This is a genomic window from Lewinella sp. IMCC34183 (assembly GCF_003390915.1).
Taxonomy (GTDB): Bacteria; Bacteroidota; Bacteroidia; order Chitinophagales; family Saprospiraceae; genus Neolewinella.
The window spans coordinates 144,388-156,536 of record NZ_QMEM01000005.1; the positions used below are offsets into that span (position 1 = coordinate 144,388).

10 protein-coding genes are annotated in these 12,149 nt (G+C 62.5%); 6 read left to right on the plus strand and 4 right to left on the minus strand.

Annotated elements, in window-relative coordinates; all coding sequences use genetic code 11:
* The first annotated feature begins 204 nt into the window (after window positions 1-204).
* Window positions 205-3,888: a methionine synthase gene (metH, locus tag DQG19_RS12450; protein ID WP_116126593.1), complete on the plus strand. Its 3,684-nt coding sequence runs from the start codon at window positions 205-207 to the stop codon at window positions 3,886-3,888.
* A 76-nt stretch (window positions 3,889-3,964) separates the two neighbouring features.
* Window positions 3,965-5,107 carry a T9SS type A sorting domain-containing protein gene (locus tag DQG19_RS12455; RefSeq protein WP_116126594.1) on the plus strand — a complete coding sequence of 381 codons (1,143 nt, stop codon included), beginning with the start codon at window positions 3,965-3,967 and terminating at the stop codon, window positions 5,105-5,107.
* Window positions 5,108-5,120: 13 nt separating this feature from the next.
* Here DQG19_RS12455 and DQG19_RS12460 read toward each other — a convergent pair whose 3' ends face one another.
* A complete protein-coding gene (locus tag DQG19_RS12460) occupies window positions 5,121-5,888 on the minus strand; it encodes an ion transporter (RefSeq protein ID WP_232826512.1) in 768 nt (255 codons plus the stop codon).
* 63 nt (window positions 5,889-5,951) lie between these two features.
* Between DQG19_RS12460 and DQG19_RS12465 the strand changes: the two genes are divergently transcribed.
* Together DQG19_RS12465 and DQG19_RS12470 are read left to right on the plus strand one after the other, a co-directional pair.
* Window positions 5,952-6,758, plus strand: a complete 807-nt coding sequence (locus DQG19_RS12465; protein ID WP_116126595.1) for a sterol desaturase family protein — start codon at window positions 5,952-5,954, stop codon at window positions 6,756-6,758.
* Window positions 6,759-6,968: 210 nt separating this feature from the next.
* Window positions 6,969-7,370 (plus strand): four helix bundle protein, encoded by a 402-nt coding sequence (locus tag DQG19_RS12470; RefSeq protein ID WP_116126596.1) that lies wholly within the window; start codon window positions 6,969-6,971, stop codon window positions 7,368-7,370.
* 51 nt (window positions 7,371-7,421) lie between these two features.
* On the opposite strand, the gene DQG19_RS12475 is transcribed toward DQG19_RS12470, so the two are convergent.
* Window positions 7,422-8,831 carry an exonuclease domain-containing protein gene (locus DQG19_RS12475; RefSeq protein WP_116126830.1) on the minus strand — a complete coding sequence of 470 codons (1,410 nt, stop codon included), beginning with the start codon at window positions 8,829-8,831 and terminating at the stop codon, window positions 7,422-7,424.
* Between the two features lie 149 nt (window positions 8,832-8,980).
* Here DQG19_RS12475 and DQG19_RS12480 point away from each other — a divergent pair, with 149 nt between their 5' ends.
* Window positions 8,981-10,129, plus strand: a complete 1,149-nt coding sequence (locus tag DQG19_RS12480; protein WP_232826513.1) for an exo-beta-N-acetylmuramidase NamZ domain-containing protein — start codon at window positions 8,981-8,983, stop codon at window positions 10,127-10,129.
* 77 nt (window positions 10,130-10,206) lie between these two features.
* Window positions 10,207-11,214 (plus strand): hypothetical protein, encoded by a 1,008-nt coding sequence (locus tag DQG19_RS12485; protein WP_116126598.1) that lies wholly within the window; start codon window positions 10,207-10,209, stop codon window positions 11,212-11,214.
* 10 nt (window positions 11,215-11,224) lie between these two features.
* Here DQG19_RS12485 and DQG19_RS12490 read toward each other — a convergent pair whose 3' ends face one another.
* Together DQG19_RS12490 and DQG19_RS12495 are read right to left on the minus strand one after the other, a co-directional pair.
* Entirely contained in the window at window positions 11,225-11,632 is a 408-nt protein-coding gene (locus DQG19_RS12490) for a hypothetical protein (protein ID WP_116126599.1), read from the minus strand.
* The gene (locus tag DQG19_RS12495; protein ID WP_116126600.1) at window positions 11,625-12,026 is read right to left on the minus strand and encodes a hypothetical protein; all 402 of its coding nucleotides are present in this window, start codon (window positions 12,024-12,026) and stop codon (window positions 11,625-11,627) included. The genes DQG19_RS12490 and DQG19_RS12495 overlap by 8 nt, the downstream gene beginning before the upstream one ends.
* Window positions 12,027-12,149 lie beyond the last annotated feature (123 nt).

Here is a 12,149-nt window from a genome sequence, read left to right on the forward strand (position 1 = left end):
AGGAGGCCACATCCGATGTCCGTAGCGGACAATAGCGCAAGCCATCGGATACGGCTGAAGCAGGAAGCCTCATTCGATGCCTGTAGCGGATCTTCAATCCACCACTCCTTGGGTCCCTCAATCCATACTCCCTAGTCCCCGGCTACCTATCTTTGCCCCCCGCAAGCAACACAGAACCGGCCTCGCCGACCCCAACTACCACCTATGAATCGTCCGTCCCTTTCCCAGCGGTTTTCCGAGCGTATCCTGGTACTTGACGGGGCCATGGGCAGCCTGATCCAGGGGTACGGACTTATGGAGGAGGACTACCGCCACGGCCACTTCGAGCAGCACCCCAACGACCTGAAGGGTAACCACGACCTGCTCGTCCTGACCCGCCCGGACGTGATCGAGGAGATCCACCGGCAGTACCTGGAGGCGGGCGCCGACCTGATCGAAACGAACACCTTCAGCGGTACCTCGATCGCCCAGGAGGACTACGGTACGCAGGGCATCGTGTACGAACTCAACAAGGCCGCGGCCGAGGTGGCCCGCCGCGCGGCGGATGCCTTCCACACCGAAGACAAGCCCCGCTACGTGGCCGGCGCCGTAGGGCCCACCAACCGGACACTGAGCATCAGTCCCGACGTGAATGATCCCGGGTACCGCGCCATCACCTTCACCGAACTCGCCGCGGCCTACCGGACGCAGATCGAGGGTTTGGTGGACGGCGGGGTGGACTGTATCCTCATCGAGACCATCTTCGATACCCTCAACGCCAAGGCCGCCCTGTTCGCCCTGCAGGAGGTGCGCGACGACCGCGGTATCGAACTGCCGGTCATCATTTCCGGGACGATCACCGACGCCAGCGGCCGCACGCTCTCCGGCCAGACCGTCGAGGCCTTCTATATCTCCGTCGCCCACGCCCGCCCCCTCTGCATCGGGCTCAATTGCGCACTGGGTGCCCGGGAGATGCGTACCCACCTCGCGTCCCTGTCCAAGATCGCCGAGTGCTACGTCCACGCTTACCCCAATGCCGGCCTGCCCAACGAAATGGGCGAGTACGACCAGGACGCCACGGAGATGCGCGGTTACATCCGCGACTTCGCCGACAGCGGGCTCGTCAACATGATCGGAGGCTGTTGCGGCACCACGCCGGCCCACATCGCCGCCATGGCCGACGCCGTGCGTGACCTGCGCCCCCGCCCCGTGCCCGGCCGTCAGACCAACACCCGGCTCAGTGGCCTGGAACCGCTGGAGATCCGTGCGGAAACCAACTTCGTCAACGTAGGCGAACGCACGAACGTCACCGGCTCCCGCAAATTCGCCCGCCTCATCAAGCAGGGGGACTACCCTACCGCCCTCGACGTGGCCCGCGACCAGGTTGAGGGCGGCGCCCAGATCATCGACGTGAACATGGACGAGGGCCTGCTGGACAGCGCCGAGGCCATGCAGACCTTCCTCAACCTCGTCATGGCCGAGCCCGACATCGCCAAACTACCCGTCATGATCGACTCTTCAAAGTGGTCGGTCATCGAGGCCGGCCTGCGCTGCGTGCAGGGCAAGTGCGTCGTCAACTCCATCAGCATGAAGGAAGGTGAGGAGGAATTTCTGCGGCAGGCCCGGCTGGTACGGCGCTACGGGGCGGCGGCCGTGGTCATGGCCTTTGACGAGCAGGGGCAGGCCGACACCATCGACCGCAAGGTCGAGATCTGCGTACGCGCCTACAAGATCCTGACCGAGCAGGCCCACTTCGACCCGCAGGACATCATCTTCGACCCCAACATCTTCGCCGTGGCCACCGGCATCGAGGAGCACAACAACTACGGCGTGGATTTCATCGAGGCCACCCGCCGCATCAAGGAACTCTGCCCCGGCGCGAAGGTCAGCGGCGGCGTCTCCAACGTAAGCTTCTCCTTCCGCGGCAACGACGTGGTGCGGGAGGCCATGCACTCCGCCTTCCTCTACCACGCGATCCGCGCGGGTATGGATATGGGCATCGTCAACGCGGGCCTCATCGAGGTCTACGCGGATATTCCCAAGGACCTGCTGGAGCGCGTCGAGGACGTCATCCTCAACCGCCGCGACGACGCTACCGACCGCCTCATGGAATTCGCCGAGCGGCTCAAGGACGTCGGCGGCCGCACCGTACAGCGCGACCTGGGCTGGCGGGAGAGCACCGTGGAGGAGCGGCTGCGCCACAGCCTTGTCCGCGGCATCACGGAGTACATCATCGAGGATACCGAGGAGGCCCGGGAGAAATATCCCCGTCCCCTGCACGTCATCGAGGGCCCGCTGATGGACGGCATGAACGTGGTGGGTGACCTCTTCGGTGCCGGTAAGATGTTCCTGCCCCAGGTGGTCAAGAGCGCCCGTGTGATGAAGCAGTCGGTCGCCTACCTCCAGCCTTTCATCGAGGCCGAGCGCATCGAACTGGGCGGGGACGCAGGTGCCGAGGAAACCCATAAAGGCAGTGTCCTGCTGGCTACGGTGAAGGGCGACGTCCACGATATCGGAAAGAACATCGTGGGCGTCGTACTCGCCTGCAACAACTACCGCATCCACGACCTGGGCGTGATGGTGCCGGCGAACAAGATCCTGGACGAGGCGGAGCGGCTCGGCGTGGACGCCATCGGGCTGTCGGGCCTCATCACCCCCTCGCTCGACGAGATGGTCAACGTAGCCGCCGAGATGGAACGCCGCGGCCTCACCACTCCCCTGCTGATTGGCGGAGCGACGACCAGCAAGACCCACACCGCCCTGCGCATCGAGCCCGCCTACAGCGGCCCCACCGTACACGTACTGGACGCAAGCCGGGCGGTAACGGTGGTGAGCGAACTGCTGAGCGAGGACAAGGAGGGGCAGGCCCGGTACCGGCAGGCCATCACCGACGACTACGAGCGGGTACGGGTACAGCGGGCCAATAAGCAGTCCGCGAAAAAGTCCGTCTCCATTGCCGACGCCCGCAAGAACGGACTGAAGCTGGATTGGGATAACTACACCCCACCGGCCCCGACCTTCACCGGTACCAAGGTGTTCGAGGAGTACCCGCTGGCCGAGCTCGTCGACTTCATCGACTGGACGCCCTTCTTCAGCAGCTGGGGACTGGCCGGCAAGTACCCGGACATCCTGACCGACGAGGTCGTTGGCGAGCAGGCCACCCAGCTCTACCGCGAAGCCCGGGAGATGCTCGAAAAGATAGTGACAGAAAAGTGGCTCACGGCGCGCGGCGTGATCGGGTTCTACCCCGCCGTGGCGGACGTAAGCACGGACACCGTTCACGTTACCGCCGCGGGTCGCAGTTACGAGCTCTACCAGCTGCGGCAGCAGAGCAAGCGGGCCTCCCACCTCCCCAACTTGTCCCTCACCGACTTCATCGCTCCGGCCGACAGCGGCAAACAGGACTACCTCGGCGCCTTCGCCGTTACGGCGGGCATCGGCATTGAGGAGCACGTGAAGCGCTTCGAGGAAGCCCACGACGACTACAGCGCCATCATGCTCAAGGCCCTGGCCGACCGCCTCGCCGAAGCCTTTGCCGAAGCCCTGCACCAGCGCGTCCGGCGGGAGTACTGGGGATACGCCGCCGACGAGGCCCTCGACAACGACGCCCTCATCTCGGAACGGTACCGGGGTATCCGCCCCGCCCCCGGTTACCCCGCCTGCCCGGAACACACCGAAAAGGAAAAACTCTGGAAACTGCTGGACGCCGAGGCCGCCACGAGCATTAAGCTGACGGACAGTTTTGCCATGTACCCTACCTCCAGCGTCAGCGGTTGGTACTACAGCCACCCCGAATCCACCTACTTTACGGTGCGGGGCATCCAGCCCGACCAGGAACGGGACTACGCCGAACGAAAGAACTGGGATCCGGTAACCGCCGATCGGTGGTTGGCCCCCATTCGTGGTTAACACAGCATTAAATTTGGTGCGATAGCACGTTTTGCCCGTTGCAGCGTTTAACTTTATGATGCTCTGAAACCGCCCGATGCTGAAACCTTACGCCCTTTTTGTTCTCCTGCTGGCCGGCGCTGTCCTCCCCGGGCAGATCGTCCTGACGGACGCGTACTTCCCCGTGGTGGGCGATACGCTCCGCTACAGCCGCGCGGCGGCGGACGTCTCCGTCGACCTGCTCACCGGCGGGGCCAACCGGGTGTGGGACTTCGGCACCATTGCGTCAATCGGTGACTTCAACGTTGTTGCCGCGCCCGTTCCCGCCGACGCGCCCTTCCCCGGTGCGGAGCTCATCCTCGAAACGGAGACCAACGAAGTGGCGTACTACTCGGTAGTCAACGGAAACTTCTCGCTGGTGGGGATTAGCGGCGTAGTTGATTTTTTGCCCACCATGGATCTTTCCGCTCCCCTGAACCCCGCACGCCCCGAGCGTCGCGCGCCGCTCACCTTTGGAGAATCCTTTACTACCTCCACGATTAACCGTATTGCGGTGAGTACGGATAGCCTGCCGACCCCGATCTTCGAGGAGTTCGGTCCCCTCCTGACCGGCGTGGATTCCGTACGCATCTCTTCGTCCAGCGAGCGGCAGGACTTCGTTGATGGTTACGGTACGCTCACCATCAACGGACAGACCTATACCGTACTTCGCGAGCGACGCACCGAGGTGATGGACAACCGCGTGGAGGCGCGTCTCAGCATTATCGGGTATACCGACATCACGGGCACCCTGGCCAGTGCGGCTCCCGATCTGGCCGACTTTCTGGGCCGTCAGCCGGCGCAAACCACTTATTACTACTGGGCCGCGGGGGAGAAGGAAGCCATCGCTACCGTTGCGGTGGACGGTTCCGGAAACATTACCGGCCTTACCTTCATCCGGGGCGACGCCACCAACTCGGTCGGTGAACCCTTTCTGCGCCAGGCCAGCGTAAAACTGTACCCCAACCCCGCCAGCCGCGAAGCCACGTTTGAGTTGGAAGGCCTCGACCCGGGCACCTATACCCTACGGGTAGTCAACGTACTGGGCCGGCAAGTATCCAGCGAAACCTTTTTCCCAACGGCCGGCACGGCACGGGTGGATCTCGACGTGAGCCGGCTGCCCCGTGGCACCTACCTCTACAGCGTGACCAACGAGCGGGGCCGGACCCTCACCACCCAGCGGCTACTGGTGGGCGGATAATGTCCGATTATCGCTAGCCTTCCAGGCTCCGGCGGAGGGCCCGGATCTCTTCGGTAAGGGCATCGACCTTGCGCTCCAGGTCGCGATTATTATCCATGGTCATTTCGTCCACGAAAATGGCGTTGGCCAGTCCGATACCGAAAATACCGCCGATCAGTACCACGGACGCGAAGTAAAAGCGGGTAAGTCCCACCCGCAGCGGGCTGGCGCTATTCGGAGTGATCGCGTTCGGAATTTCGTTCCACCCCTCCAGGGTAAACATCTGGAAGATGCTATAAATGCTGACCAGGGGATCCCCGAAGTACTGCGGCGCGGTTTCCGCGTAGAAGTGGCAGGTAACCAGGGCAAGCATCAGGTTGAGAAATAAGAGCGCCGCCAGTACCAGCACGGAAGACTTCAGGGCGCGGCCCAATCCCTCTACTACCTGTTCGATATTGGGGATGAACCGGAGAAACCGCACCAGCCGCACCAAACGGAAGAGCCGCAGAAGGATTAGGACCGTCGTGTCCGGCACGTCGAAGAAGGCAAGCAACAGCACCGGTAGCGACCCGATAATGATGATGAAATCAAAGCGGTTCCAGGCACTAGCGAAGTACCGCCGCGGCCCGAGGATCGACAGTTTCACGATCGCCTCAAGCAGGAAGAACAGGATGAAGGCATAGTCCAGTCCGAGCAGCAGGGCATTGTCCGCGAGGTGAGGGAAGTACAGCAGAAAGATTACTGCTGCATTGAGGATGATGGCCACCAGAATGGCCCGCTCGTTAAGAAAAAGACGTTTCACGGAGGGAGGTTCTTGTCCGCCAAAGTACCGCCCGCGACCGACAGGGTACCCTATCTTCCCAGGATGGAAGCGATCACTGCCTACTTTGAAACCATCCCCAGCAGCCACCGCACCCTCATTCTGGTGGGCGGGCTGACCCTATTCTGGTTGCTCGAAAGCGCGGTCCCCCTGTTTACTTCCGAATACGGCAAGTGGCGGCACGCGGGCATCAACTTCTTCTTCACCCTCACGACCATCGTCGTCAACTTCCTGCTGGCGTTTATCCTGGTGAAGGGAAGCGACTGGGCCGTGGACCACAATTTCGGCGTACTCCAGTGGCTTGACCTACCCCTCTGGGCGATGGCTATGGCGGGCCTGCTGCTGCTCGATCTGCTGGGCGCTTACCTGGCCCATTGGACGGAGCATCGTGTCCCCCTGTTCTGGCGCTTTCACCTCGTGCACCACACCGACCAGAACGTGGATACCACCACCGCCAACCGCCACCACCCGGGCGAGAGCGTGATCCGCTTTGCCTTCACCACGGCGGCCGTCGTGGTACTGGGCGCCCCCATCTGGCTGGTGTTCCTGTACCAAAGCCTCAGCGTCATCCTGAGTCAGTTCAACCACGCCAATATTACCGTCCCGAGCCGGCTCGACCGTGCCCTGCGTACCGTCTTCGTCACGCCGGACATGCACCGCGTACACCACCATTACGTACTGCCCTATACCGACAGCAACTACGGCAATATCTTCAGCGTCTGGGATCGCCTGTTCGGCACCTACTCCGAGCTCGACAACCGCGAATTACGCTACGGGGTGGATACACACATGGACGAGCGGCATCACTCGAGTATCCGGGGGATGTTGGGGATTCCTTTTGGGAGTGAGTAGTTCTGTAGTTCTGTAGTTCTGTAGTTCTGTAGTTCTGTAGTTCTGTAGTTCTGTAGTTCTGTAGTTCTGTAGTTCTGTAGTTCTGTATAATGAACTGATTTACAATTATTTATGCTTTGTGAAGTGTAAGTAAACGCATATATTCGACTATATACGCATAAATGTTGCTAAGGAATTAGCGCAGGGGGAGATTTGCGGATAAACCGTCATATGCAGCGATCATACTTCACCTCCTGGCTGGCCTACCAGAAAGCGCATACGCTAGCAAGCTCCATCTGCAGGCTGACCGCAAGCTTTCCCGTCCACGAGCGGTATGCACTCTCGGATCAAATACGCAGATCCTCGAGATCAGTATGTGCAAACTTGGCGGAATCCTACGCCAAGCGGCGGTACCCAAAACACTTTCTCGCTAAACTGACCGACGCCGCAGCGGAAAACTACGAATCACAGGTGTGGCTCAGTTTCGCCAGGGAACACGGCTACCTCAACGATGAGTATTATGCTAGCTACCAAAGGGCATGTGAAGAAGTCGGCAAACTGCTGAGCTATATGATGAACCACCCCGACCAGTACCTTCCCGGCATCGCACACACAAAGGCGACTCGGTCCTAGCAGGCCCCCAGCCACCCAGCTACAGAACTACAGAACTACAGAACTAACCTACTACCTAACCACCTTCCCACTACGCAAATTCACCATCTTCCCCCCCTTCTCGCTCACGTAGCGCTGAATGATGCGCGCCGTATCCGGATACGTGACCGAGCGCTTCACGCTGTCGATGGCGGTGGCCAGGTCGTGGCACTGCTCCTTGTCGATGTAGCCAAAGCCCTGGTACTTGCCCTCCTCTACGAGGATAACGGAGGCCTCGTCGTGGGTGCGCCCACAGTCGAACAGGAGAAAGTCGTCGTCGAAGACGTTGCGCAGGTGCAGGCGAGCGTCTTCGGCCCGGAGGTTGTAAGTTTCGGGGGCTTCCTCGCCGGCACAGCCGCCGCGGCACTGCTTGAGGTGGTAGTGGAAGCAGGCCGACTTGCTGGGATAGATATTGGTGAAGGCACTGCACAACTCCAGGTGCTTGCGCACGAAGTTCAGGCGGCCCTTAGCCCGAGAGATGCTGGGGTACTCGCTGATGATGTCGAGTTCCTTGCGGGCCTGGGCCGTATTGCGGACCACGTCGAAGCAGCGGAAGCCCCGCTCGTTGACGTAGCTGTGGATGGCGTGGCTGAAGCGCTTGCCCCGCTGCGCCCGGTTGATGCGCGGTTGCAGACGCTTGATCTCCTCGCTCTCCAGCAGCAGGGCGACCAGCTCGCTGCCGGTGACCTCATAGGTGATGTCGGCCACCTTCTCGGCGATGCGGCTGCCCTTGCTAGTGTGGTCGTTGAAGTGCTGCGCGATGCGCTTGCGAATGTTGGTGCTCTTGCCGACGTAGACCACGTCGCCCTTCGCGTCGTGGAAGTAGTAGACGCCCGTATCCTCGGGGATCTCCATGATCTGCTCCAGCTTGATCTGCTTGGGCAGCCGCGTTTCCTTGATGCCGTGGTTGATGAGGCGGCGGGCTTCCTCGGCGCAGTCCTCGCCGGCCAGACAGCGGGCGAGCAGATCGGTGGTGGCCTGGGCGTCGGCCAGGGCGCGGTGACGGGCGTCGACCTCGATACCGAAGTGTTTGATCAGGTTGCCAAGGCTGTAACTTTTGAGGCCGGGGAAGCACTTGCGGGCCAGCCGTACGGTACAGAGCTGGCGGCGGGAGAAGGTGTAGCCCAGTCGCCCGAACTCGGCGCGCAGGAAGCCGTAGTCGAACTTGGCGTTGTGGGCTACGAAGATGCGCCCGTCGGTGAGCTCGACGATCCGGCGCGCCACTTCGTGAAATTTTGGCTGCCCGGCCACCATTTCCTGGGTGATGCCCGTTAACTCCACGATACCGGCGGGGATGTACTGTTCGGGGTCGAGCAGCGTCTCGTACGTTTCCGTTACCTTCTCCCCGTCGAAGATCACGATGCCGATCTCCGTAATGCGGGAGCGGGAGGCCCGGCCGCCCGTCGTTTCGATATCTACGATCGCGTATTCTCTCTTACTCATAGCTACGGTCCGCCCCATCCGGCGGTCTTCAATGCACTGGAATGTCCAAGGTATATCTTATAATTTGTTTTGCCTTTACGCTTACCGCAAATTGTTTTAAATCCGGCGGGCCCGCAGGTGCCGTGGAAAGCACCGAAACCACGGCGGATATGGGCTCCGAAACCCAGCATCCACGCGACCCCGGTACCCTCGCCGCACCCGCGTTCCCCGCCGCCCACCACCCCGAATCCTACCTCGGTCACCTCCGGGGAAAAAGGCTGGGCTTGGTCGTCAATCAGACATCCACCGTGGGCGCGACCCACCTCGTCGATACCCTCCTCGGGCTGGGGCTGGACGTACAGCGCATCTTCGCCCCCGAACACGGCTTCCGCGGGGAGGCCGACGCCGGCGCGAAGATCACCGACGGCCGCGACCCGCGCACCGGCCTGCCCATCAAGTCGCTCTACGGCAGCAACAAGAAACCGAGCCGCGAAGACCTCGCCGACCTCGACCTCATCGTCTTCGATATCCAGGACGTGGGCGTGCGCTTTTACACCTACATCTCCACCCTGCACTACGTCATGGAGTCGGCCGCCCGCTACGGCAAGCCGGTACTCATCCTCGATCGCCCCAATCCCAACGGCCAGCTCATCGACGGCCCGGTCCGGCAGGCCGGTTTTGAGAGTTTCGTGGGGCTGGACCCGATCCCCGTCGCCCACGGGCTTACCGTCGGAGAGTACGGCCGCATGGTCAACGGCGAAGGCTGGCTCGGCGAAGGGCTCACCTGCGACCTGACGGTCATCCCCTGCCCGGGCTACACCCACGACGCCGCCTACGAACTGCCCGTGCCCCCCTCCCCCAACCTGCCCAACCAGCGAAGCATCTACCTCTACCCCAGCCTCTGCTTCTTCGAGGGCACGGCGCTGAGCGTGGGCCGCGGAACCAGCAAGCAATTTCAGCTGTACGGCCACCCCCAGCTCACCGGACCGGATACCTTCACGCCCCGGCCCGGACCCGGCGCCAGTGATCCCAAGCTCAACGGCGAAACCTGCCACGGCTACGACCTCACCGCCCGGCCCGCCGCCGCCTACCGCGCCGACCGGCTTGACCTCGGTCCGCTGCTGGCCAGCTACCGCGACCTCAGCGGCAAAGGCGTGGAATTCTTCACCCGCGCCGATTTCTTTGACCTGCTGGCCGGAACGGACACTTTCCGCGAGCAGATCCTCGCGGGCCGCTCCGAAGCCGACATCCGGGCCGGCTGGGCCGCCGGGCTGGCGGACTACCGGGTCATGCGCCAGAAATATCTGCTCTACGAATAGCCGGTCACCGGTGAAAATATAGCGGTACCTTCACCGCAGCGCTACCTCCACCTTCGGTCGTTCGCCAACCGGATTGAATGACCAAGTTTGAGACCCTCGCCTCCATCACCGATGTCCTCCTCGACGATGCCACCGGCCCCGACCTCCTGCGCGATACCATCGACATCTACCGCGACCTGCTGCTGACCGCCTCGGGCATCGACCTGGGCGGCGAGGAAAGCATCGACCACTTCGACACCGGCACCGGAGTGGCCATCGGCGCCACCTGGGCGGCGCTCTGCATAGACGACCTCGTGCGCACCAAGCGGTTCGTGAGTGGCCTCCACCGCGCGGTACAGGACGTACTGGCGCGGAAATCCGGCCCCGTCCACGTCTTCTACGCCGGCACCGGCCCCTTCGCCACCCTGGCCCTGCCCCTGATGACGCGTTTCACGCCGGAGCAGCTGCAGTTTACCTGCCTGGAGATCACCGACGCCAGCTACCTGGCGGTGCAGCGGGTCTTCGCGGACCTGCGGCTGGAGCAGTACGTCATCGACGTGATCCAGACGGACGCCTCCACCTTCCGCATCGCCGGCGACCTGCCCGTGGACATCATGCTCAGCGAAACCATGCAGTACTGCCTCATCGACGAGATGCAGGTACCCATCGCCCTCAACCTCATGGCGCAGCTCCCCCCGGAGGTCATCATGCTGCCCGAGCGCATCACCCTGATGCTGGGCGTGCTGGAGGATACCCGCGACCAGGCGGTGGCCGTCGAGCTCGGTACCATCTTCACCGTAGACCGCGCCAGCCTAGCGGCCTACCGGCCCACCCCGGGGAATACGGACTTCCCCACCGTGCGCCTGCCGGTACCCGCACCGAACGGCGTGGCCTACGGGCAACTGGCCATCCGCACCGCGGTGGACGTGTACGGCGGCTACGGACTGACCGACTACGAAAGCGGACTGACGGTGCCGCGCATCATCGGCGACTACCCCACCGCGGGCGACCCGCTAGAGGCCATCGACTTTACGTACGAGATCGACCCCTCCCCCCTGCTGTGGATGGACTTCGTGCTGCCGGGCGTGGCCCTGGCCGGGGCCTGATAGCTGGGGGTTATTCGCCGGGCGGCACCGGCATTTCCCGGGTGGCCCGCTTCTTTTCCTGGTGCACCCGCCAGCCGAGGTATATGGCAGCCAGTAAGCAAACGATCGATACGCCGGCTACGTACCAGGGCAGCTTCGCACCGCCCCGCAGGGGAAGGAAGATGACCCCCCACATAAAGAGGTAATTGGACCACCACTGCCGCCGGGCGAGTGGGGAGCGGGTCTCCATATCGTGGTACAGGGCCGTACCAGAAGTCAGTAGCAGCCCGGATATGGTGAGTACTCGCGCCGTGAGCTCACCCGGCTCTACGGGCCACAGGGCCAGTCCGAATGCGAAAAGCACGGTGACCAGGCCAAACCAGTAGCGCGGGCTGCGGTAATAGGTGAAGGGGCGGTCCTTGGTAGGTGAATTACTCATTACCGGTAACGTTGTTTTCGTGGGGAAGGGGGCGGCGCATATCCTCAAAACCGGAGCGCCAGGTGAGGTAGCCGCCGATACCCATGCAGGTGAACATGGCCAGGGCAGCGAGTGCCTGTACGGTATCCGACCCAAGATCCGTATGAAACAAAAAGGTGGCCGCGGCGAAGCACAGCGCACCCAGTTCCATCAGTCGCCGCCCGCGGTACAGCTTCGGTCGGCTCCGGATCCAGCACACCGCTCCTACCACGTACAGCCCTCCGGCCAGCACCCTGGGCAGGGCGGGCCAGACGGCCGGTTGCCAGGGCACGAAGAGAAGGATCGCCCACGCGACAAAGCAGAGGATCGCGACGGCGAGCTCGGGTTGGCGGTAGGTGCGTAGGGTAGAAAACATAGGGAAATATATACGAGCGGATGGCCCAAGACCACGGTACGCTAATATAGGGCACAGCATGCCGGCGCGGGAACCTACGTGGTGCAACGGCCCCCAGCCGTGAGGATTGCCCGTACCCGCAGC